Here is a 22,916-nt window from a genome sequence, read left to right on the forward strand (position 1 = left end):
TCCCGTGAAGGGGCCGATCCCTCCGGGGGTCGGCCCACTCTGCTGTCGTGGCGCCGAGCCTGCGCGGGCGCCGTCGCGCCGACTCCGGGCGGACGGGCGTCCGGCGCGGCCGTGGCGCGCCTCGTCGGGGATGTCGCAGGCCTCGCCTAGGGTGCTGGTGCAGCGAGAGGATCCATCCTGAAGCGACCGAACGTCCCCGTCTTCCAGCCCCGTCGAACCGTCCACGGGGCTCTCGGCGCGCTGTTCGGATTCGTGATCGTCAGCGTCCTGGCGGGTCTGCTCGCCTCGCTCGTGGTCGCCCCCGCCGCCGCGCTCACCGGCGCGGCGACCTCCGGCACCATCTCGGCGTTCCAGTCCCTCCCGAGCTACCTCGAGGTCGGGCGCCTGATGCAGAAGAGCGACGTCTACGCGGGCGACCCGGACGATCCGACGCTGCTGGCCTCCTTCTACGACCAGAACCGGATCGAGGTGCCGGCCGACCGGATCGCCGACTCCGTGAAGGACGCGCTCGTCGCGAGCGAGGACCCGCGCTTCTACGACCACGGCGGGATCGACCTGCAGGGCACCCTCCGCGCCATCGCCAGCACCTACCTCCTCGACGGCGACACCCAGGGCGGCTCGTCGATCACGCAGCAGTACGTGAAGAACGTGCTGGTGCAGAAGGCCGAGTCGATCCCGGACGAGGCGGACCGCGACCGCGCGTACGCGGAGGCGACGGCGACCACGGCCGAGCGCAAGCTCAAGGAGATGCGGCTCGCGATCGGGCTCGAGAAGGTGTCCTCGAAGGACGACATCCTCCTCGGCTACCTCAACATCGCGCTGTTCGGAGGCACCGTCTACGGCATCGAGGCCGCGGCGGAGTACTACTACGGCATCCCGGCGGCCGACCTCTCCCTCGCGCAGTCCGCCTCGCTCCTGGCCATCGTGAACAACCCCGAGAAGTTCCGCTTCGACCGTCCGGACGACACGGCCAACGGCGAAGCGAACGGCTACGCGCAGACCCGGGAGCGGCGCGACTACATCCTCGACCGGATGCTCGAGACGGGGAGCATCGACCAGGCCGCGCACGACGCCGCGGCCGCCGAGGCGATCACCCCCGACATCACCCCGCCGTCCACCGGCTGCCAGACGGCCGGCAGCGCGGCCTACTTCTGCGACTACGTGACCCACGTCCTCCGAGACGACCCGGCGCTCGGAGCGACCGACGACGAGCGCTACGCGGCGATCAAGCAGGGCGGGATCAAGGTCTACACGACGATCGATCTCGATCTGCAGAGGACCGCGCAGGAGCTGATGGACGAGCAGGTCCCCTCCTCCGATCCGCGCTTCGACGTCGGGGCGACGGCGGTCGCCGTCCAGAACGGCACCGGGCGCATCCTCACGATGGTGCAGAACAAGCGCTACAGCCAGGACCCGGACGTGATCGCGAGCGGGCCGGAGTTCTCGGCGATCAACCTCAACGTCGACGCGTCCGCGGGCGGCGGCAACGGCTTCCAGACCGGCTCCGCCTACAAGGTGTTCACGCTCGCCGAGTGGCTCGACCGCGGGCACACCCTGCTCGAGCAGTTCGACTCGAAGCAGAAGAACTGGACCGGCTTCGCCGACAGCTGCGAGGGCACCTGGGACTACGACTCCTACAACCCCAAGAACGCCGGCGACGGCGGCTACACCGACACCCAGACGGCGCTGTACTCGACGATCTACTCGCTGAACACGGGCTTCACCGGGATGTCGCACCTGCTCGACCAGTGCGAGATCCGCAAGCAGGCCGAGGCCTTCGGAGTGCACCGCGCGGACGGGACCGCGCTCGTGCAGTCGCCGGGAGCGGTCCTCGGCACCAACGAGATCGCACCGCTCACCATGGCGACCGCCTATTCCGGCATCGCCGCGAACGGCACGACCTGCACCCCCGTCGCGATCACGGCGATCGTCGGAGCGGACGGCCGCGAGATCGAGCCGGTGGAGACGACCTGCAGCCGGGCGGTGTCGTCGAGGGTCGCCTCGGCGATGCAGTACACGATGCTCAAGGTGACCGCCGAGGGCACGGGTGTCGAGGACGATCCGAAGAACGGCATCCAGCACATCACCAAGACGGGCACCACCGACAACTCCGCCGACACCTGGGCCATCGGCGCCTCGACCGAGACCTCCCTCGCGGTCTGGGTCGGCAGCATCTCGGCACGCGCGGACGGCTCGAGGGTGAACCTCGACTCGATCGACTTCGACAGCGGCTGGGCGCCCTCGGCACGCCACCGGATCTGGAAGCCGTTGATGACGGCGATCGACTCCCGCTACGGCGGCTCCGACTTCCCGCAGGCCGACCAGTCGCTCATCGCGGCGCCGCAGGTCACCGTGCCGGACCTGTCGGGCCGGACCAGCGACTCCGCCGCACAGGCGCTGACCGCAGCAGGGCTCACTCCCGGAGCGACGTCGCAGGTCGACTCGACGCAGCCGATGAACACCGTGGCCGGCACCGGTCCGGCCGCGGGCACCCGCGTGGACAAGGGATCGGTGGTGGGCGTGCAGCTGAGCACGGGGAAGGCGCCGCCCGCTCCTGCTCCGGGCGGCTGACACCGCTGGACCGGGATGTCGCCGGTCGGTGAGGATCTGCGACGGGAACGGGTCAGGGGGAACGGGTCAGGGAAGCCGGCTCAGGGCCCGACGGCTCCGGCGGGGAGGAGCCCGAACTCGACGAGCTCGTCGTCGGTGAGCAGTCGGCTGCGGATCATGAAGCGCTTGCCCTCGGGTGCTTCGACGCTGAATCCGCTGCCCCGTCCGTCGACGAGGTCGACGGTGAGGTGGGTGTGCTTCCAGTACTCGAACTGGGAGCGGGACATCCAGAAGTCGATCGGGTCCAGGCCGTCGAGCCGGAGCGATTCGACGAGCACGTCCGAGGCGCCGGTGCGGAACATCCCGGCGGGGAAGCACATCGGGGAGCTGCCGTCGCAGCATCCGCCCGACTGGTGGAACATGAGCGGCCCGTGCAGCGCCGTCATCCGGCGGAGCATGCCGGCCGCCTCCGCAGTGACGTCGACCCTCGTGGAGGTCATGGGTGGTGCTCCTTCGCTCGTGGTGCGGAATGTCTGTGTGCGCCCGACCGCTGACGCCGGACACTCCTCCGGGCGGCGTCTCGATACGCCGCTGCGCGGACTACTCGATCAACATGAGGGGGCGCCCCCTCGTCCGATGCCTCGCCCGAAGGGCCGAGCACCGTTCTCCCGCGCGCCGCCAGGTGCCTCACCCGCAGGGCCGAGCACTGTCCTCCCGCGCGCCGCCAGGTGCCTCGCCCGAAGGGCCGAGCACCGAACGGCGGATCCGCGTGCCAGCGGATCCGTCTCGGTGCGGACGCTCCCCGCTCCTCCCCACCCGGCCACGTCGGCGAGCCGACCGCGGCACGGGCGACGAGGAACGAGGAGCCCGTGCGAACCGACTCAGAAGAAGCCCATCGGTCCTTCCGCGTAGGAGACGAGGAGGTTCTTCGTCTGCTGGTAGTGGTCGAGCATCACCTTGTGGTTCTCGCGTCCGATGCCCGACTGCTTGTACCCGCCGAACGCCGCGTGCGCGGGGTACTGGTGGTAGGTGTTCGACCAGACGCGGCCGGCTTCGATGGCCCGGCCGGCGCGGTAGAGCTGGGCGCCGTTGCGGCTCCACACTCCGGCGCCGAGGCCGTAGAGGGTGTCGTTGGCGATGCCGATCGCGTCGTCGAAGTCGTCGAAGGAGGTGAGGGCGAGGACGGGTCCGAAGATCTCCTCCTGGAAGATGCGCATCGAGTTGCGGCCCTCGAACACGGTCGGGTTGACGTAGTAGCCGCCGCTGAGCTCGCCGCCGAGGTCGGCGCGGTCGCCGCCGATGAGCAGCTTCGCTCCCTCCTGCTTGCCGATGTCCATGTAGGAGAGGATCTTCTCGAGCTGGTCGTTCGAGGCCTGGGCGCCGATCATCGTGGCGGTGTCGAGCGGGTTGCCCTGTTTGATCCGCTTGACCCGCTCGAGGCCGTCTCCGACGAAGTCGTCGTAGATCGAGCGCTGCACGAGCGCCCGCGACGGGCAGGTGCAGACCTCGCCCTGGTTGAGGGCGAAGAACGAGAAGCCCTCGAGCGCCTTGTCGTAGAAGGAGTCGCGTTCCGCGGCGACGTCGGCGAAGAACACGTTGGGGCTCTTGCCGCCCAGCTCCAGCGTCACCGGGATGAGGTTCTCGCTGGCGTACTGCATGATCAGGCGGCCGGTGGTCGTCTCGCCGGTGAAGGCGATCTTGCGGATGCGCGGGTGGGAGGCGAGCGGGGCGCCCGCTTCGAACCCGAATCCGTTGACGACGTTGAGCACGCCGGCGGGGATGAGGTCGCCGATCAGGTCGAGCAGCACGTGGATGGACGCCGGCGTCTGCTCGGCCGGCTTCAGCACCACGCAGTTGCCTGCGGCGAGCGCCGGCGCGAGCTTCCACACGGCCATCAGGATCGGGAAGTTCCAGGGGATGATCTGCCCTACCACGCCCAGCGGCTCGTGGAAGTGGTACGCGATCGTGTCGTGGTCGATCTCGGAGACGCCTCCCTCCTGCGCGCGGATCGCTCCGGCGAAGTAGCGGAAGTGGTCGATGGCGAGGGGGATGTCGGCGGCGAGGGTCTCGCGCACGGGCTTGCCGTTCTCCCACGTCTCGGCGACGGCGAGCAGCTCGAGGTTCGCCTCCATGCGGTCGGCGATCTTCAGGAGCATGTTCGAGCGCTCGGCGGGGCTGGTCTTCCCCCAGCTCGCGAACGCCTTCCAGCCCGCCTCGACGGCACGGTCGACGTCGGCGGCGGTGCCGCGGGCGATCTCGCAGAAGGGCTTCCCGGTGATCGGGGTGATGTTCTCGAAGTACTGGCCGCTCGCGGGGGCGACGTACTCGCCTCCGATGTAGTGGTCGTAGCGCGAGCGGAAGGAGGCGACGGATCCCTCCGTGCCTGGATTCGCGTAGACCGTGGAACCCGGCTCCTGCGGTGCCTGCTCGGCGACCTGGTCGGCGTACAGCGTCATGTGGACCTCCATCGACGTCGTTGTCGTGGGCGCGGGGTGGGCGCCCGGTCCTGACGCTACGTCGCGGGGGGTTGCACGACGTTGCACGGGTCGACGCACCGGCGGGAGCGGCGAGGACGGAGACCGGACCGGCCGGGCGGAGACGCGGCCGCCCGAGGAGGAGGGCCCCGCGGCCCGGACCTCAGACGCTCGCGAGCAGGTGCTGGGCGATCCGGCTCATGTAGACGCCGTAGGTCACCGTGGCCGCTGCGGCCCCCGCGCCGACCCAGGACCACACCTGCGGCCAGGCGGAGCCGTCGACGAGGACCACGACGACTCCGATCGCTCCGACCAGCGTCGTCCAGGTGGCGAGCCAGAGGTCGAGGGTCCGGCCGAAGATCCTCGCCATCGGGTAGAAGTGCAGGCCCACGATCACGGCGATGGCCGGCACGAGGAACCGCTCGAGCCCGGTGCCGGTGAGGACACCCACCGCGACACCGATCAGCACGCCCTCCGCGGCGAAGACCGCTCCGAACAGCAGACCGTTCGGCTTCGCCGCGTGGTCGGCGTCGGTGAGCTCCACCGCCATCCTCCGCCGGGCGACGAGGAGGCGGACGGCCTGCACGGCGAAGACCACGGCCGCGAGCGCGCAGAGGGTCACGGCGGTCGTCGCCGCCGGTGCCGGCCAGCCGACCGTGGTGTCGCTCGCCCACCACATCGTGAAGACCGCCATCAGGAGCAGACCCCCCGCGACTCCGCTCGCGAGGGCCCGGGGAGGTGGTGCGAGGGTGCTCATGCGTCGAGGCTAGCGAGACGGCTCCGCGGCCTCACGGCTCCGGCGGGACTCCCAGGAGCGGACGGGACGGCTCAGCGCTGCTCCGCCTCGATCGTCTCGAGGTGCGCGGCGACACCGGCACGCCGGGGCGAGCGGGGCGGGAGGACGCGCAGGAGCTCCCGCCACACCTCCGCGTCGTCGCGGCCGTCGGGGCCCTCCGCCCAGGCGAGGAGGGTCGCGGGCGCCGCATCGGCGAGGACGCTCGCCCGCACCCGCAGGCGCAGCTCGACGGCGATCGCCCGGATCCCCGGCGCCTCGGACGAGGGCAGCGGCGCGCCCCGGTAGGCGTCCAGGGCGAGACGGTGGGAGCCGCGGTCGAGCAGGCCCAGCACCTGGCGGGCGTCGAGGTCGACCGGGCTCGCCAGGCGGTAGGGGCGCGAGAGGGGCACCAGGCGCGGGAGGGTCGGCTCGAGCGCGCGGCGCAGCCGCACCATCTCGGCGCGGACGGTGACCACCGCGTCGTCCCGGCCGTGGAGCAGGAGGGCGAGCTGCTCGGCCGAGAGCCCGGCCCGGTGCCAGGCGAGCAGGGTCAGGATCTCGGCGTGCCGGCTGCTGAGCTCGAGCGTCGCTCCGGCGGCCGTCACCAGGCCCGTCTCGCGCCCGAGGACCCGCAGGCTCGGCGCCCGGGCCGCCGCCGTGCTCCGTGCAGCGGGCCGCCGCGGGCGGAGGAGCCGCTGCACCATCAGCTCGCTCTCGACGGCGGCGGCCGTGGCCTCCATCAGCGGGAGGGTCTGCGGGGCGACGACGTCGGCGCCACCGGTGATGTCGATCACTCCGAGGATCTCGTGCGTCTCGGGGTCGTGCACGGGGACGGCGGTGCAGCTCCACGGGTGCACGAGCGAGGCGAAGTGCTCGGCGCCGTGGATCTGCACGCCGTGATCGAGCACGAGGGCCGTCCCCGGCGCGGACGTCCCGACGTCGGGCTCGGCCCACGCCGCGCCCTCGACGAACGACATCCCCTCGGCGAGGCTCTTGAGGTGCTGGTCCCCGTCGATCCAGAGCAGCCGCCCGAGCGCATCGCCCACCGCGACCAGCACGCCGCTGTCCTCGTCGGCGTCGCGCACCAGCAGGCGGCGGATCACCGGGAGGACCGAGGCGAGCGGATGCCCGGTGCGGTACTCGCGGAGGTCGTCTCCCGAGAACGAGAGCGGTGCCGTCAGCCGGTCCGGATCGAGGCGCCGCCGCCGTGCGCGCTCCCACGACTCCTCGACCAGCGCGCGCCGCCGACCGCTGCCAGGGCGGGCCAGCCACGGGTTGGTCATGCGCTCCGCCTCGTCGTCGGGTCGGTGGGAGTCGACGCTACTCCGCGGAGCGCGCCGGCGCCTCTCTCCGCGCACCGGAACGGCGGCGCCCCCGCACCGCCAGCAGCAGCACCGCCGCCACCAGCACGGCGACGCCCAGGACGGCTCCCGCGGTCAGCCGCTCGCCCAGCACCGCCACGCCGAGGAGGGTCGCGGTCGCCGGCTCCAGGAGGGTGAGCGTCGAGACGGTCGCCGCGGGAAGCGCTCGCAGGCCGCGCGCGAAGAAGGTGTAGGCCACGGCGACCGTCACCACTCCGAGCCAGAGCACGGCCGGGATCGAGCCGGAGAGCCGCGACGGATCGCCCAGCAGCAGGAACGGGAGCGCGAGCAGCGCCGCGGCTCCGAACTGGGCTCCCATGGCGGCGACGGGGCTGAGCCCGCGCTCGAGCAGCAGCTTGCCGCAGACGGCGTAGAGCGCGTAGGAGGCGCCGGCGCCGGCCGAGGCGGCGAGGCCGGGGAGCGTCACGCCGCCGGATCCGCCGCCGCTGAGGAGCACCACGCCGACCGCGGCGAGCGCGGTCGAGGCGAACCAGCGCGGGCCCGGGGTCGTCCGCAGGACGAGCCACTCAAGCAGGCCGGTGAAGGCGGGAGCGGAGCCGAGGGCGACGATCGTACCGACCGCGACGCCGTTCTGCGCGGTGCCGGTGAAGAAGGCGGGCTGGTACGCGGCGACGCCGACCGCTCCGAGCACGACGAGCAGCACGACGGCGCGGGTCGGGCGGGAGCGGCTCCGCCGGCGCAGAGCCTCCACGCCGAGGAGAGCGGCCAGCAGGGCGCCGCCGAGGACGATGCGCGCCGCCCCGAGGAGGAGCGGATCCACGCCCGCCGCTCCGAGGGCCTGGGCGGTCCCCGTCGTGCCGAAGCAGACGGCGGCGAGGAGGACGGCGCCGATCGCCGAGGTCCGGGCCCCGCTCATCCCGCCCTGCTCCCCCGGCCGCCTGATGACCGGCTCCCAGTGTCCCAGGGATGGGCGCGTGCTCTTCCGCCTCTCGCACCGGGGGCCCAGGATGGAGGGACCGGACTAGCGGAGGAGCACGACGTGGGCATCGCGGAACCGTTCGACCTCGAGGACCACCACCGCAGCGCGCACGGCGCCCTGCGCGAGCACTTCTCGGTGCGCGAGTTCGAGGAGGTGCCGCTGGACCGCGAGGCCATCGTCGCTACCGCGTACCTGCGGGCGATCGAGCACGCCACCGTGGCCCGGGTGCTCCCCCTCGCGCGCGCCCACCCCGACGAGCAGGTCCGCGCGTTCGCGTCCGTCTGGGCCGCCGAGCGGCACCGGATCGCCGACGCCCTGGGCGACGTGCTCGCGGCCTCGCCGCAGATCCGCGGCATCGACATCCGCCCGCCGGAGCCGACGGTGAGGTCGCGCCCGCTCCTCGACCGCGCCGCGGCCTCCCTCGCCGGCCCCGTCGCGCTGGCCCTCGCGGTGGACGCCCGGGTCGCGGTGCACGGCTACCGCCGGCTCGCCCGGCTCTCGCTGCACCCCGAGATGGAGCGCCTCGCCGAGACGGTCACGGGCATCCTGGAGCGGCAGGCCGACTTCTTCACGGTGCACGCGGCGGGACGCCTCGGACGCCCGCTGCCGCGCCGGGTGCAGGCGGCCGGCCTGCTCGCCGTGCTGCGCCTCCCGATCGGCGAGGCCGACCTGCCGGAGGCTCTCGCGCGCGAGGGCCGGGAGCTCGTCTTCGGCCGGGACGACGGCGGACTCGACGGGATCGACGCGGGCGTCGTCGCGGCGTTCGCGCTGCCCTGCACGGCGGCCCGGCGGCTCGTGCACCCGTACCGGCCGGTGTCGATCCGTGCCGCGCACCGCCTCGGTCGGCTCGCCGCCGACACCCGCGCCGCCGTCACGACCCTGCTGGAGCAGGTGCGCGAGTAGCGGCGGCGCTCAGCCCAGCAGCTCGCGCACGTCCTCGGCGGTGATCCCGCCGGTGGCCGCCGCGCCGTCGTCCGACATGACCGCGGCGAAGAGCGCGGCCTTCGCCTCCTTGAGGGCCATCACCTTCTCCTCGATCGTGTCCTTCGCGACCAGGCGGTAGACCATGACCGAGCGGGTCTGGCCGATGCGGTGCGCGCGGTCGACCGCCTGCGACTCGGTGGCGGGGTTCCACCACGGGTCGAGCAGGATGCAGTAGTCGGCCTCGGTGAGGTTGAGCCCGAAGCCGCCGGCCTTGAGCGAGATCAGGAACACGCCCGCCGCGCCCGAGCGGAACCGCTCGATGACCTCGTCGCGCTTCTTCGTCGCTCCGTCGAGGTAGGCGTACTCGATGCCCGCCGCGTCCAGCCGGCCGCGGACCCGGCCGAGGAACCGCGTGAACTGGCTGAACACCAGCACGCGGTGCCCCTCGCCGAGGGCGTCGCCCAGCAGCTCGTCGAGCAGGTCGAGCTTGGTCGAGGGCACGCTCTCGTGCGCCTCGTCGACCAGTGCCGCGTCGAGCGCGACCTGGCGCAGCACGGTCAGCGCGCGGAAGATCGCGAAGCGGTTCTTCTCGAAGTCGCCGATCAGGCCCAGCACGCGCTGCCGCTCCCGCGCCAGGTAGGTGTCGTAGACCTTCCGCTGCTTCGGGCCGAGCTCGACCTCGAGGGTCTGCTCCTGCTTGGGCGGCAGCTCCTTGGCGACGAGCTCCTTGGTGCGCCGCAGCATCAGCGGGCGGATGCGCCGCCGCAGCTGCGAGAGCTTCTCGCTGTCGGCCTCGCGCTCGATCGGCTTCTGGTAGAACTCGACGAACCCGGCGGGCGAGGGGAACAGGCCCGGAGCGACGATCGACAGCAGCGACCAGAGCTCCATCACGTTGTTCTCCATCGGCGTTCCCGTGATGGCCAGCTTGAAGGGCACGTCGAGCCGGCGCGCGAGCTGGTGCGTCGCCGACTGGCGGTTCTTGACGAACTGCGCCTCGTCGAGGAGGAGCCCCGACCACTGGATGCCCGAGTACGACTCGTAGTCGAGCCGGAACAGGGCGTAGGAGGTGACGACCAGCTCGGCCTCGCCGATGACGCTCGAGAGCGCCTTCCGCTTCTTCTTCGACGTCTCGTCGATCCCGACGACGCGGAGGTCCGGGGCGAAGCGCTTGGCCTCGCCGACCCAGTTGGGCACCACGCTGGTGGGCGCGACGACGAGGAACGGGCGCGGCGAGGTGCCCGCCTCCGCGGCCGCGGCGCGCTGCTCCTGCATCACCCGGGTGACCAGGGCGAGGGACTGCACGGTCTTGCCCAGGCCCATGTCGTCGGCGAGCACGCCGCCGAGCTGGTTGTCGTAGAGGAACGAGAGCCAGTCGTAGCCGAGCTGCTGGTAGGGCCGCAGCTCCACGGCGAAGCCCTCGGGCAGGACCCGCGACTCCAGCGCACCGGTCGCGGTGAAGCCGGAGAGCCCCTCCACGGAGCGGCGCCAGGCGGCGGCCTGGGCCTCCACGACGCCCAGCTCGACCAGCTCGTCCCAGAGGGAGGACTGGAACCGGCTGATCCGCAGGGTCTCGCCGGGGTCGTCCGAGAGCTCGCGGGCCTCGGCGATCAGCTCGCGGAGGCGGCCGAACCGCTCGTCGTCGAGGGCGAAGTAGACGCCGCTGGGCAGCACCATGTACTCGTCGCCGCGGGCGAGCGCGAGGAAGATCTCGGCCAGCGGGACCGCCTCGTCGTTGACGGTGACGGAGATCTCGAGGTTGAACCAGTCGCGGCTGTCGGGCTGGGCGACGGTCTGCACGGCGACCACGGGGGCGGTCTGCGCCTCGCGGTACTCGACGCGCTCGCCGATCTCCTCGATCTCGACGGTGCCGAGCTCGCGGAGCCGCTCGACCTCGCCGGTGAGGAAGCCGACGGTCTGCATGCCGCGCAGGTCGAAGGTGGGGCGCAGGCGCCTGCTCGACGGGGACACCAGGGCGGGCGTCGACTCCGGGTCGAGACCCGCTCCCACGAGGGAGTCGAGGATCCGCTGCTCGGCCTCGGGGTCGCGGTAGCCCGCGTCCTCGCCGACCCGCAGCGGGAGCCGCTCGGCGTCCACGCCGCCGCGCGCTCCCTCCACTCCGTAGCGCCACCACCACGAGCCGCGCAGGCCCGCGCCATCGGTGTGCTCGAGGGTGAGGCCGAGGCGCGGCTCGGGCACCGCCGGCGCCTCGAAGGAGCCGTCACGGGAGACGATGTCGAACAGCCGGTGCAGCCGCTGGTAGTGCTCGGTGAGGAACGCCGACTCCTCGGCCACCGGGATGCGGATGGCCTCGCGGCTCCAGAGGAACGTGCGCGCGGAGGACAGCAGCGGCGCGGCGAACGGGATGAGCGTGACCGGGCGGGCGCGCATCTCGTCGCCGCCCTCCCACGTGTAGAGGCCGACGGCCGGGTCGCCGATGAAGCCGAACTCCTCGGGCGCCGGGTGGTCGCCGATCGCGACGAGCGAGCGCAGCTCGAGGCCGGCGGCGGTGCGCGTGACGTCGATGGAGGCGGTTGCCGTCGTGTCGAGGATCTTCAGCGGCGTCTGGTCGCGGTCGCCCATCACCAGGCCGATGCCCGCGCGGACGGCGCCGTGCAGGGCCGCCCAGATCGCCTCGCTCCGGCACTGGTCGAGGTAGAGCCAGGTGTCGGGCGAGTAGTAGCTGGAGGCGCTGTGCCCGGAGAGCAGGCCCTGCATCTCGCGGATCACGTCGATCTGGCGCTCGTCGTAGTCGTGGCTGTAGTGCAGGTAGCCGAGGTCGCGCCAGCTGGTGCCGGTGCGGACCCAGCGATCGCGGTCGCCCATCCGCACCGGGCGCACGCCCAGGCGCGGGCGCGGCTCGGGCGGCGGCCGGTAGGAGTTGTAGCGGCCGGGCGGGCGACGCACGGGCTCGCCGGGCAGCAGCTCGAACTGCAGGCCGAGCGGGATGCCGGTGTGCGAGCGCTCCGCGCCGGCGAGGAGCGGGGCGAGCGCGCTGCGCCACTCCGGGACGGCGTCGACAGCGGCCTCGCCCGGGAAGGGACCGGCCACTCCGCCCTCGCGCTCGCGGCGCAGGGCCTCGATCAGGACGGCGGCGACGTGCTTGCACTCGTGCTTGACCGGGCAGCTGCAGGCGCCGCCGAGGAGGGTCCAGTGCTCGCCCTCGTCGCGGAGCTGCACGCTCACGGCGTACGGCGAGCGCCCGGATCCGCGGACCTGGCCGAAGAGGCGGGTGCGGCCGCCGAACCACTGCAGCTCGCGCACGCGGCCCTCGTCCGCGTAAGCGGTGCCCTTCTCGACGGCGGCGGTTCCGACGAGGGCGCGGATGTCCTGCTCGGAGAAGGGCTCGTGGCCGGCGGTCACCGGCCCGGGTGCGGCCGACGGCAGCACCTCACCGGGGGGACTCTGGCGGGCCATGGACCTCACGCTCTCCGCGCTCGAACGAGCGCATCCGTCTATTCAACCCGATTCCGGAGGCGCTGCGAGCCGCGGGCCGGGATCCGTGGAGGACGCACGGCCGTCCCTACGATGGAGGGATGCCCCGTCTGGCCGTCGTCTCGGCGCACACCTCCCCGCTCGAGCAGCCGTCGACGGGCGACGCGGGCGGGATGAACGTGTACCTCGCGGCGGTGCTCCCGGAGCTGGCTGCGCTCGGCTGGGAGATCGAGGTGCTGACCCGCGGCGAGGGCGTCCGGATGCTCGCGCCGGGTGTGCGAGTGGTCGGCGTGCCGGTGCCGGCGGGCGACAAGTACGCGCTGGCGGCCGCGGCGCCGCAGTTCGCGCGCGCCGCGGAGGGGGCCGACGTCGTGCACTCCCACTACTGGGTGTCGGGCCTCGCGGGGGCGCTCACCGGCAGGCCGCACGTGCACTCGATGCACTCGGGCTCGCTCGCGAAGAACGCCCGGCTCGCCCCGGGCGACGTCGCGGAGCCGCAGCAGCGGATCGACGCGGAGCGCTCCGTGCTCGCCTCCGCCGACGCGATCGTGGTGGCGGGCGCCTCGGAGCGGGAGGACGTCGTCAGCGGGTACGGCGCGGATCCGGACCGGGTCGTCGTGGTGCCGCCCGGAGTCGACGCGCGGTTCCGCCCGGGCGGCGGCGAGCGCTCCGGAGTCGTCCTGATCGGCCGGGTGCAGCCGCTCAAGGGGCAGCTGCTGGCGGTCGAGGCGCTCGCGGCGATGGCGCCGGCGGAGCGGCCGGTGCTGCGGCTGGTGGGCGGGGCGGCACCGGGCCGGGAGTCGTACCTCGACGCGGTGCGCGCCGTGGCGGCTCCGCTGGGAGACCGCGTGCTGATCGAGGGGGCCGCCGACCGCGACCGGGTGGCGGAGCGGCTCCGGAGTGCGCAGCTGGCGCTCGTGCCCTCGGCGGCCGAGACCTTCGGGCTGATCGCGCTCGAGGCGGCCGGCAGCGGCACTCCCGTGCTCGCGCGCAGGACGACCGGCCTGGTGGACGCGGTGCGCGACGGCGGGAGCGGCGTGCTGCTCGACTCCGACTCCCCTCCGGCGTGGGCCGAGGCGATCCTGACCCTGCTGGGCTCGCCCGGCGAGCTGGCGCGACTAGGCCGCGGCGGCGTCGACTGGGCGGCCGCCCACTCCTGGCCGGCCGCCGCCGCCCGGCTGGACGCCGTCTACCGCGGCCTGTCGGCCCGCTGAGGGAACCCCGGACCGTCGAGGGACCCCGCTCCGCCGGGTCACCTCGACGGGTCGGGGCTCCCTCGATGCAGGGAGGGGGTCAGTCGGCGATGGCGGGCGCCCCGGGGTCGAGGCGGGCGCCGCGAGTGGAGCGGTACCAGGGCGCGAGGCGGTCGGGCGAGACGGCGACCATCGCGGCGCCCGTGAATCCGGCGTCGTTGCCGAAGCGGGCGGGGACGGTCTCGGTGCCGATGTCGAGGAAGCGGGCGAACTCGTCGAAGACGTGCGCCGCCGCGCCGCCGATCACGAACAGCTGCGGCGAGAGCAGCATCTCGAGGTGCCGGTAGTAGACGCTGAGGCGACCCGCCCACTCCTCGAGGGTGATGCCCTCGCGGCGGACGGCCGAGAAGCCGACCTGCGGCTCGAAGTCGGGACCGTCGATGTGCAGGTGACCGAGCTCGGAGTTGGGGATCACCACGCCCTCGTGGACGAGCGCCGTCCCGATGCCGGTGCCGAGGGTGGTCAGCAGGAGGAGGCCCTCGCGTCCGCGCATCGCGCCGAACTCGCGCTCGGCGACCCCCGCCGCGTCCGCGTCGTTGACGACGACGACGTCGACCCCGGTCGCCTCCGAGAGGAGGGCCTGCGCGTCGAGCCCGACCCAGCGCTGCGAGACGTGGGTGGTCTGGCGGACGATGCCGCCGCGGACGATCCCGGGGAAGCCGACGCCCACGGACGTGCCCGCGATCGGCGAGACGTCGCGGACGATGCCGGCGATCGCCTCGGCGAAGTCCTCGGGCTCCTTGCCCAGCGGGTTCGCGACCGCGAAGCGCCGAGCCGCCCGCTCGCCTGTGGTGACGTCGACGAGGGACGCCTTGATCGACGTCCCCCCGATGTCGACGCCGACGGCGAAGCGCGGGAGGAGGCCGTCGTGGGGCTGGGTCACGGATGCTCCGTCTGCAGTGGTGGCGAGTGCGGGGACTCGGGAAAACGGTCGGCCCGTCGGATCCGGGATCGCGACGAGCCGAAGGCGATTCTACGAGCCGTCAGGTGCGCGCGGGCTCCGAGAGGGCGCGGAGGACGAAGTCGATCACCGGCTCGTAGAGGTGGACGGCCAGCCCGTCGTCGATCGGGACGACCACCTCGATCGAGCCCTGCGCCTCGGCGACGAACACCGCCGGGTCGTTGCAGTCGGCGATCGCGATGACCGGCAGCCCCCGCCGGCCGGCCGCGCCCGCGAAGCCGTGGTCGGCGACGACCAGGTCGGGGCGGACGCCGAGCTCGTCGAGGCGGTCGAGCAGCGCGTCCATCGGCTCCGGCGAGTGCGTGTGCTGCAGCCCTCCCCCGCGGTAGACGCAGGTGACCCCGCCGGTGCACCACAGGGCCTGGTGCTCGTCCGCGAGAGGCACGCGGATGCCGTCGGGGGCGGCGAACGGGAGCGCGTTCACGTCGATCACGCGGGCGCCCCGCTCCGTCGCGGCAGCAGCGAAGCGGCGGTAGACGTCCATCAGGGTCGCGGGGTGCGCGGTGGCGAACAGGAGGAGCGCCCCCTCGCGGACAGCGGCGGCGAACCGCTCGCGGTAGCGGGCGAGCCCCGCGACCGTCAGGCGGGCGTCGATCCGGTCCTGCCCGCTCTCGAAGGAGGGGTCGGTGCTGATCCCCACGCGCTCCCCCATCAGCGCGAGCAGTCTCTCGAACGTCCAGTCCTCCGCCACGTCCACCCCGTAGAGGTGCGCGGGCTCGCGGGCGGCGAGGCCGCGGAGGTTGCCGAGGTTGCTCGCGCGGCCGGTGAGGACGTCCCCGGCGAGGAGGGAGGAGTCGAGGTACGCCTCGAGCTCGGAGTCGGGAAGCGGCATGCGGGACCTCTCGATCGACGGGGAGCTCCCAGGCTACGGGCAATTCAGGTGTTGACATCCGATCCTTCACCGATATATCGTTACTGCATCGCCGACAGATCGGAAGCAGCCGCTCCCGACGGGCGACCGGATCCGATCGAAAGGGATCCCCTCACGACAGAGAGCAGCACACCCATGAACTCCAGGACCTTCTTCTCCGACGACCGCCGCGACTCCTGCGACGGCGACCACTCCTCCCGCCACGAGCACCCCGGACGCGGACAGCGCCGCGGACCCGGCGGTCACGGCCGCGGCTTCGGGCCCGGCTTCGGCTTCGGCCCGGGCTTCGGCCCCGGCATCGGCGGCCCCTTCGGCCGCGGCGGAGGACGCGCCCGACGCGGTGACGTCCGCGCGGCTCTCCTCTCCCTCCTCTCCGAGAAGTCCTCGAACGGCTACGGCCTGATCAAGGCCATCGCCGAGAAGACGAACGGATCGTGGCGTCCCAGCCCCGGCTCCGTCTACCCCACCCTCCAGCAGCTCGTCGACGAGGGCCTCATCACGGCCGTCGGCGAGGGCCGCGGCACCGAGTACCAGCTCACGGACGCGGGCGGCACCTACGTGCGCGAGCACGCCGACGAGCTCGACGCGGCCTGGGAGGCCACTCCCGGCGCGAGCGACGCCGATCGCGCCTTCATGGAGAACGTCGGCAAGCTGATGGGCGTCGTGCAGCAGTTCCGCGGAGCGACCGAGGCGCAGCGCGCCGCCGCCTCCGCCAAGCTCGACGAGACCCGTCGCGCGCTGTACCTCATCCTCGCCGACTGACCTCGGCTCCCCTCCCGCGATCCGTCGCGGGAGCCCCCGAACGGACGGGACCCCCTCGCCTCGGCGACGGGGTCCCGTCCGTTCCTCTGTCTCGGGAGCCGGCGCCTCAGCGGGCGGCGGACAGACGGGCCAGGCCCTCGTCGAGGGTGACCGACGGGCTCCACTGCAGATCGGCGCGAGTGCGGCGCTGGTCGAACCAGTGCGCGGTCGAGAGCTGCTCGGCGAGGAAGCGGGTCATCGGCGGCTCATCGGCGCCGGGCCGCACGGCCCACACGCGCTCGACGAGCGAGCCCGCGACGCGGGCGACGGAGGCGGGGACGGACCAGCGCGGCGGCTCGACGCCCGAGGCGCGGCAGATCCCGGCGAGCAGCTCGGCGACCGGGCGCGGCTCGCCGTTGGTGACGACGTAGGAGCGGCCGTGCACCTCCTCCGCCCGCCCGAGAGCGGCGACGATCGCCGAGGCGGCGTTGTCGATGTAGGTGGAGTCGATCAGCGCCTGGCCGTGCCCGAGGAGCGGCAGCCGGCCGGCGCGCGCCCGCTCGACGATGCGGGCGACGAGCTGGGTGTCGCCCGGACCCCAGACCAGGTGCGGGCGCACGGCGACCACCGCGAAGCCGGGGGCGTCGGCCGCCAGCGCCAGCAGCTCGGCGCGGGCCTTGGTGCGCGCGTAGTCGCCGCGGGCGCGGTCCGGATCGGCGGGCTCGGCGTCGTCGCCGGTGATCGAGGAGCCGGAGTGGGCGACGGAGGGCGACGAGATCTGGACGAAGCGGCTCACGCCGGCGCGGGCGGCGGCGGCGAGCAGACGCCGGGTTCCGTCGATGTTCACGCGGTCGAAGTCGCCAGGATCGCCGGCGAGCGAGACCTTCGCGGCGAGGTGCACGACGCCGTCGGCCGCGTCGACGGCCTCCTCGACCGCGCGCGGATCGGTCAGGGAGCCCCGCGCCTCCTCGACGCCCGCGACCCCGGCGGGCCGACGCTGGAAGGTGCGGACCTCGTGCCCCTGGGCGACGAGGCCCGCGGCCACCGCACCGCCGAGCAGGCCGCTCGCGCCGGTGACCAGGACCCTCACGGAGCCACCATCCGGCCGCCGGCGAGCACGCCCTCGGCCCAGCGCGAGAGCGCGGCCCGGTCGATCTTGGAGTTGTGGCGGATGTCGGTGGGCAGCGCCGGGACGACGAGCACCGCGGCGACGGGCCGGCCGACGGCCGCGCGCACCTCGGCGGCGAGGGCCTCCTCGGCCAGCACCACGCGGCGCGCGCCCGAGCGCAGCTCGACCACGGCGACCAGCTGCGCGACTCCGCGCGGGCCGGCTCCGACGATCGCGGCGCGGGCGACCGAGGCGACGCGCGCCTCGATCCGCTGCTCCGGTCCGACCGGCGTGACGACGCCGTCGGGAGTGACGACGACGTGAGGCATGCGGCCCTCGACCCAGAGGCGGCCGGCGGAGTCGATCCGCCCGACGTCCCCGGTGCGGTGCCAGCGCTCGCCCGGGACGGCGCCGACGCGGGCGGCGCGGTCGGTGAGCCAGAGGCGCTCGTAGTGGTCCTCGACGTGACCGGCCGAGACGACGATCTCGCCGGTCGTGCCGGTGATCTCCTCCGGCTCGTCCGCGGCGCGGCCGCCGGCGTCGAGCGGGGCGATCCGCAGCCGGACGCCCGCGGCGGGCACGCCCACGCAGACGCCTCCGCGCGGATCGTCGTCGGAGACGGCCTCGCGGATGCCCTCCAGCGACGCGTCGGTGAGCAGCAGCCCCTCGGTCATGCCGTAGGGAGTGCGGGCGGAGGCGTTCGGCATGAGCGCCTGCGCCTCGCCGAGCAGTCCCGCCGAGACGGGGGCGCCGGCCGAGAGGAAGGTGCGCACGCCGGCGAGGGCCCGGTGGTCGTCGGCGTCGAGCGCACCGGCGGTGGCCACGACGTTGGCCAGTGCGGCCGGCGAGAGGAACAGCACGGTCGCGTCGACCCGGGCGGCGGCCGAGGCGACGGCGGCCGCGGTGAGCGTCCGGGGCGCGGTGACGTCCATGTCCGGAGTGGCGGAGCGCGTGCCCAGCGCGGGACCGAGCAGGGCGAACGGCGCGAAGCCCGCGACGAGGCCGGTGCCCGGTCCGATCCCGTACTGGCGGGCGAGCGCGTCGCGGACGCCGGCGAGCTGGCGGTGCGTGTAGACGACGCCCTTGGCGGGGCCGGTCGAGCCGGAGGTGAACAGGATCGCGGCCACGGCGTCGGCGGCGGGCGCCTCGCCCAGCGCCTCCGGGTCGGCGGCCAGCTCGGCGCGGCCGAGCTCGATCAGCTGCCCGAGCGAGGTGTCGACCCCGAGGGCCGAGGCGGAGGCGCGGGGCAGGGTCTGCGTCGAGACCCGGCCGCCGGGCCAGCGGAGGGCCCGCGCGACGGTGAGGCCGGGCAGGGCGCCGACCACCAGATCCGGCCAGGCGCCGCGGACCGCGCGGGTGAGACCGCGCAGGCCCAGGCCCGCGTCGGCGACGACCACGACGGCTCCGATGCGCAGGCACGCGTAGAGCAGCGCCGTCAGGTCGGCGCCGGGCGGCACGAGGAGCGAGACGCGGTCGCCCGAGGAGACGCCGGAGGCGCGGAGCCCGGCGGCGAGCTCGCGGACCCGCTGCGAGAGCAGGCGCCACGAGACCGAGCGGGGCCCGCCGCCTCCGGGAGGCGCCATCTCGACCAGGGCGAGCGAGTCCTCCTGCGCGTTGCGGTCGAGGTGCGCCCAGAGCGGCTCGACCGGCGCGGTCGGGCGGCGGACGTCGGGGGCGGGGTCGCCGCCGAACGGCTCCTCGCCGTCGGAGAGGTCGCCCAGCCAGGTGAGGACGGCGGACGAGTAGTCGACGTCCTCGGCCACCAGGTGGCCCGATCCCTCGTAGCGGTGGACCTGCGCGTGCGGGAGGCGGTCGACGAGGTCGTCGAGGTAGCGGTCGGAGAAGATCGGGTCCAGCGGGCCCCAGAGCATCAGGGCCGGCGTCGTCAGGGCGCTGACGCCCTCGGCGATGCGCTGCAGCTCCGGGTCGCTCGGGTGCGCGGAGTCGACCGGGATGTCGGCGACGAAGCCGCCCACTCCGCCGCGGCGCGACGCGGACCGGTAGGGCGCGCGGTACCCCTCCTTCACCGCGGAGGGCAGCGCCGGGTGCCCCAGCGCGAGGGTCGTCTCGAGGAAGGCCGGCGTGCCGACCGTCGAGGCGCCGAGCACGCCCGAGGCGAGCGCGAGCCGGAGCGGGGCCGGGATCGGCTCGTCGGCGCTCTGGTGGATCGCGGTGTTCAGGAGCATCGTGGCGCGCAGCTGCTCCGGGTGGTCGACCGCCCAGCCCAGCGAGACGACTCCGCCCCAGTCGTGGCCGAGGGTGACCACGTCGTCGAGGCCGAGCACGTCGGTGAGGTCGGAGAGCTCGCGCACGCGGTCGGCGAGCGTGTGCAGGGCGCCGGTCCGCTCGGAGAAGCCCATCTCGAGCTGGTCGACAGCGACCACCCGCCAGGCGGGGCCTCCGCTGCGGGCCGACTCGAGCGTGGCGGCCGCGAGGCGGCGCCAGAGGTAGGACCAGGTGGGGTTGCCGTGCACGCAGAGGACGGTGCCGACGGGCTCCGTGCCGAGGGCCTCGCCCGTGTCGAGCAGGTGCCAGCGGCGCGGCACGCCCTGGGCGTCCGGAGCGTCGACGAGGCGCGACCACGCGGGATCGAGCCCGTCGAGCCCGGCCGGGGGCAGCTGCGCGGCGGCCGTGGAGCCGAGCGCTCCGCGGATCCGCTCGGCCGGGTGGGGCGCGGTCACCAGGCGATCTCGAGCATCGCGGTGTTGATGCCCGAGCCCACTCCGATGAGCAGCACCCGGTTGCCGGGCTGCAGGGTCTCGGCCTCCTGGGCCAGGGTGATCGGGATCGACGCCGGGCCGACGTTGCCGAGGGTGGGGTAGGTCGTGGGGACGCGGCTGCGGTCGATGCCGACCGCCTTCACCAGGGCGTCGGTGTGCACGTCCGACACCTGGTGCGTGATGTAGCGGTCCATCCCACTCCAGTTCCAGTCGCGGGTGGCCTCCTTCCACGCCGAGAGGACGAGCTCCATGCCGCCCTTGAGCAGCGCCTTCGCGTCCGTGAACATGCCGTCGACGCTGCCGACGCAGAGCTCGTTGAACTGCGTGGCCGCGCGGGTGATGCCGCCGAGGATGCGGTGGCCCTTGGGGTGCTCGTCGGCCGGGCCGAGGACGGCCGCGGCGGCGCCGGAGCCGAGGGTCAGGCTCGCGAACTCGCTCATGAAGTCCTTGCGCTTGACGCCCTCGCGGCTCAGGCGCTCGATGGTGTTGACCTGGATCTCGTCGGCGTCCTCGCCGTCGATGATGAGCGCGTAGCGGATCTGGCCGGAGTCGATCAGCTGCGCGGCGAGGGTCATGCCGTTGACGAAGCCGAGGCAGGCGTTCGCGATGTCGAAGTTGATGGCCGATGAGGGCAGGCCGAGCCCGTGGTGCAGGCGCACGGCGACCGAGGGCTCGAGGTGCTTGCGGGTCACCGACGTGTTGATGATCAGGCCGATCTGGTCGGCGCGGACGCCGGCCTCGGCGAGAGCGCGCTTGCCCGCGTCGATCGCCGCTCCGTCGAAGCCCTGCTCGGAGCCCCAGTTGCGGCGCTCGTGCACTCCGGCGACGCGCTGGAGGAGCCCGGTGGGGAGCCGCAGGCGCTTGAGCGCCGGAGCGAGCCGCGCCTCGATCTCGGCCGAGGTGGTCACGCGCGGAGCCAGCGTGGTCGCGACGGACAGCAATGCGACGTTGCGGTGCGTGGTCGTTGCGTTTCCGTCCAACGGAACTCCCTGTCGAGTTGTCGATCCTGGCATGTGCCTCCGTGATTTTACGCTGTCGTTCAGGCTGCGCTTCCTGGACGCCCGCTGGGCGGTCGCGGAACGCGTCCTCGGCGGCCCGGCGGAGGCTCCTCCCCCGGAACGACGGGCGAGGAGCCGCCGAGGCCACACGCGACGCGCGGTGTCAACCCACCCGCCGGGGCGTCAGGTCCCCATCGCCCACGGCTCGCGATCGCCGCGGAGGCGGGCGGCGAGCGCCATCGCCTGCTCGTCGGTCAGGGTCGCGACGTAGTCGACGACACCGCGCCCCCGGCCGAGCCGCTGCAGCGCGGCCGGGTCGGAGGTCGGCCGGCCGCGCTCGTCCGACGGGAGCCAGTCGGGGTGGTCGGCGCGCAGGCGGAAGTAGCCGTCGGTCGCGAGCTCGATCAGGTCGAGCAGCTTCTGCGGAGCCCGCGAGCCGTCGCGCGGATCCTCGAGCCAGGCGTCGAGGTGGGTCACCAGCGTCTCGAGCACCTGCGACTGGCCGCGCTGGTAGGTGGCGAAGTCCGGCCGGTCGATCACGAAGCGCGTGTGCACGAACTTCAGCACGGCCACGTCGTGCCAGGCGTCGGGGAGGAGGGAGAGGTGGCCCGAGCGGACGTTCGGCTCGGCGAGCACCACCACGGAGCGCTGCAGGCGGCCGATCCAGGAGGAGACGAAGGCCTCGATCGCGCGCTCGGTGCGCGTCGATCCGTCGAACGGGAGCGCGAGGAGCCCCTCGACCAGCTCGGTCGACACCCGCTCCACGGAGGCGCGGAAGTGCTCGTCGCTCGCGATCCACGGGTCTCGGGCCACGAGCCTCCGGCGGAGCATCTCGAGCGAGTGCCCGGGAGCGCGCGCCCACAGCTCCTCGGCGTCGAGGGCGGCGAGCGCGTTCTGCTCGCGGAGGAACGCGCGGAACTCCACGGCGACGGCCGCCTGCTGCAGCACTCCCGCGCGGTAGAAGTCGTCGAGGTCGTGCAGCGAGTAGGCGATGTCGTCGGCGACGTCCATCACCGAGCACTCGAGGGTCTGCTGCCAGGGGGCGATCGCGGCGAAGCCGGAGCGGGCGTCGAGCAGGTCGTCGAGGTCGAGGGTGTACGCCGAGAACTTCGGCGGTGCGGTCTCCCACCGGCTGGCGGTCGAGCCGCGGGGCAGCTCGGTCGGGTCGGCGGAGTCGATGCCGGGGCGGTGGACCGTCCGCCCCCACGGGTACTTGAGCACGGCGGCACGGGAGGCGGCGGTGAGGTTCAGCCCCACCTCCACCGTCTCGCAGACGTCGAGCTCGGAGAGGATCCGGAACGACTGCGCGTTGCCCTCGAAACCCTCTGCGAGCCCCAGCCGCTCGCGCGCGAGCCGGTCGAGCGCCTGCTCGCCGAGGTGGCCGAACGGAGGGTGGCCGAGGTCGTGCGCGCTGGCCGCGGCCTGCACGACCACCGGGTCGCAGCCGCCGAGCCGCTCGACCAGCTCGCGCTGGGCGGGATCGGTGGTGGTCAGCTGCATCGCGATCGCGCGGGCGACCGCGGTGACCTTGATCGAGTGCGTGAGCCGGTTGTGCACGACCTGGCCGACGCCCGAGGGCGAGATGACCTGGGTCACCGCGGAGAGTCGGGCGAAGTACGGCGAGAAGCGGATCCGCTCCAGGTCGACGCGGTACTCGGGGTACTCCTCGCCGGTGGCGAACCGGTCGACCGGCTCGGGGATGCGCCGGTCGCGGCGGTGGTCGTGCGGGGCCGAGGCCCGCGGGGCCGTCGTCTCGGGGAGTGCCGGCTCGCTCATGGCTTCACCCTAATCAGGGGCGCGGGGGCGGA

16 protein-coding genes are annotated in these 22,916 nt (G+C 73.7%); 4 read left to right on the forward strand and 12 right to left on the reverse strand.

The annotated features are described in order from the left end of the window. Positions 1–252 precede the first annotated feature (252 nt). Positions 253–2,571, forward strand: a complete 2,319-nt coding sequence (locus C5C54_RS02270) for a transglycosylase domain-containing protein (RefSeq protein WP_104287699.1) — start codon at positions 253–255, stop codon at positions 2,569–2,571. An 80-nt stretch (positions 2,572–2,651) separates the two neighbouring features. On the opposite strand, the gene C5C54_RS02275 is transcribed toward C5C54_RS02270, so the two are convergent. The 5 genes from C5C54_RS02275 to C5C54_RS02295 all read right to left on the reverse strand — a co-directional run bounded on the left by C5C54_RS02275 (position 2,652) and on the right by C5C54_RS02295 (position 8,037). Beyond that, positions 2,652–3,050, reverse strand: a complete 399-nt coding sequence (locus tag C5C54_RS02275; protein ID WP_104247017.1) for a DUF779 domain-containing protein — start codon at positions 3,048–3,050, stop codon at positions 2,652–2,654. 381 nt (positions 3,051–3,431) lie between these two features. Continuing rightward, complete coding sequence (locus C5C54_RS02280) at positions 3,432–5,006, reverse strand: aldehyde dehydrogenase family protein (RefSeq protein ID WP_104233506.1); 1,575 nt, start codon at positions 5,004–5,006, stop codon at positions 3,432–3,434. A 181-nt stretch (positions 5,007–5,187) separates the two neighbouring features. Next, positions 5,188–5,781, reverse strand: coding sequence for a hypothetical protein (locus C5C54_RS02285; RefSeq protein ID WP_104287700.1), 594 nt, complete (start codon positions 5,779–5,781; stop codon positions 5,188–5,190). A 71-nt stretch (positions 5,782–5,852) separates the two neighbouring features. Further along, positions 5,853–7,082, reverse strand: coding sequence for a GAF domain-containing protein (locus C5C54_RS02290; RefSeq protein ID WP_104287701.1), 1,230 nt, complete (start codon positions 7,080–7,082; stop codon positions 5,853–5,855). A gap of 37 nt (positions 7,083–7,119) precedes the next feature. Further along, positions 7,120–8,037, reverse strand: coding sequence for an EamA family transporter (locus tag C5C54_RS02295; RefSeq protein WP_104287702.1), 918 nt, complete (start codon positions 8,035–8,037; stop codon positions 7,120–7,122). A 123-nt stretch (positions 8,038–8,160) separates the two neighbouring features. On the opposite strand from C5C54_RS02295, the gene C5C54_RS02300 reads away from it, so the two are divergent. Next, positions 8,161–9,003, forward strand: coding sequence for a hypothetical protein (locus C5C54_RS02300; protein ID WP_104225933.1), 843 nt, complete (start codon positions 8,161–8,163; stop codon positions 9,001–9,003). A gap of 9 nt (positions 9,004–9,012) precedes the next feature. On the opposite strand, the gene C5C54_RS02305 is transcribed toward C5C54_RS02300, so the two are convergent. Further along, positions 9,013–12,438, reverse strand: a complete 3,426-nt coding sequence (locus C5C54_RS02305) for a DEAD/DEAH box helicase (protein ID WP_104224188.1) — start codon at positions 12,436–12,438, stop codon at positions 9,013–9,015. Positions 12,439–12,557: 119 nt separating this feature from the next. Here C5C54_RS02305 and C5C54_RS02310 point away from each other — a divergent pair, with 119 nt between their 5' ends. Continuing rightward, positions 12,558–13,670, forward strand: a complete 1,113-nt coding sequence (locus tag C5C54_RS02310) for a glycosyltransferase (RefSeq protein WP_104261465.1) — start codon at positions 12,558–12,560, stop codon at positions 13,668–13,670. Positions 13,671–13,749: 79 nt separating this feature from the next. Here C5C54_RS02310 and C5C54_RS02315 read toward each other — a convergent pair whose 3' ends face one another. Beyond that, on the reverse strand, positions 13,750–14,592 hold the full coding sequence (locus tag C5C54_RS02315) for an ROK family protein (RefSeq protein ID WP_258063180.1): 843 nt from the start codon (positions 14,590–14,592) through the stop codon (positions 13,750–13,752). 100 nt (positions 14,593–14,692) lie between these two features. Then, positions 14,693–15,502: a phosphatase gene (locus tag C5C54_RS02320; protein ID WP_104261467.1), complete on the reverse strand. Its 810-nt coding sequence runs from the start codon at positions 15,500–15,502 to the stop codon at positions 14,693–14,695. 174 nt (positions 15,503–15,676) lie between these two features. Between C5C54_RS02320 and C5C54_RS02325 the strand changes: the two genes are divergently transcribed. After that, positions 15,677–16,303 carry a PadR family transcriptional regulator gene (locus tag C5C54_RS02325; protein WP_104287704.1) on the forward strand — a complete coding sequence of 209 codons (627 nt, stop codon included), beginning with the start codon at positions 15,677–15,679 and terminating at the stop codon, positions 16,301–16,303. Between the two features lie 106 nt (positions 16,304–16,409). On the opposite strand, the gene C5C54_RS02330 is transcribed toward C5C54_RS02325, so the two are convergent. From C5C54_RS02330 to C5C54_RS02345, 4 genes are all read right to left on the reverse strand, one after another. Continuing rightward, entirely contained in the window at positions 16,410–17,372 is a 963-nt protein-coding gene (locus C5C54_RS02330) for an NAD(P)-dependent oxidoreductase (RefSeq protein WP_104287705.1), read from the reverse strand. Continuing rightward, a complete protein-coding gene (locus C5C54_RS02335) occupies positions 17,369–20,071 on the reverse strand; it encodes an alpha/beta fold hydrolase (protein ID WP_258063181.1) in 2,703 nt (900 codons plus the stop codon). The genes C5C54_RS02330 and C5C54_RS02335 overlap by 4 nt, the downstream gene beginning before the upstream one ends. Then, complete coding sequence (locus tag C5C54_RS02340) at positions 20,068–21,123, reverse strand: 3-oxoacyl-ACP synthase III (RefSeq protein WP_104224183.1); 1,056 nt, start codon at positions 21,121–21,123, stop codon at positions 20,068–20,070. Before C5C54_RS02340 ends, C5C54_RS02335 begins: the two co-directional genes overlap by 4 nt. Before the next feature lie 168 nt (positions 21,124–21,291). Continuing rightward, positions 21,292–22,884: a deoxyguanosinetriphosphate triphosphohydrolase family protein gene (locus tag C5C54_RS02345; RefSeq protein ID WP_104224182.1), complete on the reverse strand. Its 1,593-nt coding sequence runs from the start codon at positions 22,882–22,884 to the stop codon at positions 21,292–21,294. Between the last annotated feature and the right edge of the window lie 32 nt (positions 22,885–22,916).

It is taken from the genome of Rathayibacter sp. AY1F2 (assembly GCF_002930885.1).
Classification (GTDB): Bacteria; Actinomycetota; Actinomycetes; order Actinomycetales; family Microbacteriaceae; genus Rathayibacter.

Excerpts from the sequence above, each read along its gene's own strand:
- C5C54_RS02275 (WP_104247017.1), bottom strand. The coding sequence starts at position 3,050 with ATGACCTCCACGAGGGTCGACGTCACTGCGGAGGCGGCCGGCATGCTC.
- C5C54_RS02280 (WP_104233506.1), bottom strand. The coding sequence starts at position 5,006 with ATGACGCTGTACGCCGACCAGGTCGCCGAGCAGGCACCGCAGGAGCCG.
- C5C54_RS02285 (WP_104287700.1), bottom strand. The coding sequence starts at position 5,781 with ATGAGCACCCTCGCACCACCTCCCCGGGCCCTCGCGAGCGGAGTCGCG.
- C5C54_RS02290 (WP_104287701.1), bottom strand. The coding sequence starts at position 7,082 with ATGACCAACCCGTGGCTGGCCCGCCCTGGCAGCGGTCGGCGGCGCGCG.
- C5C54_RS02295 (WP_104287702.1), bottom strand. The coding sequence starts at position 8,037 with ATGAGCGGGGCCCGGACCTCGGCGATCGGCGCCGTCCTCCTCGCCGCC.
- C5C54_RS02305 (WP_104224188.1), bottom strand. The coding sequence starts at position 12,438 with ATGGCCCGCCAGAGTCCCCCCGGTGAGGTGCTGCCGTCGGCCGCACCC.
- C5C54_RS02310 (WP_104261465.1), top strand. The coding sequence starts at position 12,558 with ATGCCCCGTCTGGCCGTCGTCTCGGCGCACACCTCCCCGCTCGAGCAG.
- C5C54_RS02320 (WP_104261467.1), bottom strand. The coding sequence starts at position 15,502 with ATGCCGCTTCCCGACTCCGAGCTCGAGGCGTACCTCGACTCCTCCCTC.
- C5C54_RS02325 (WP_104287704.1), top strand. The coding sequence starts at position 15,677 with ATGAACTCCAGGACCTTCTTCTCCGACGACCGCCGCGACTCCTGCGAC.
- C5C54_RS02340 (WP_104224183.1), bottom strand. The coding sequence starts at position 21,123 with ATGCCAGGATCGACAACTCGACAGGGAGTTCCGTTGGACGGAAACGCA.
- C5C54_RS02345 (WP_104224182.1), bottom strand. The coding sequence starts at position 22,884 with ATGAGCGAGCCGGCACTCCCCGAGACGACGGCCCCGCGGGCCTCGGCC.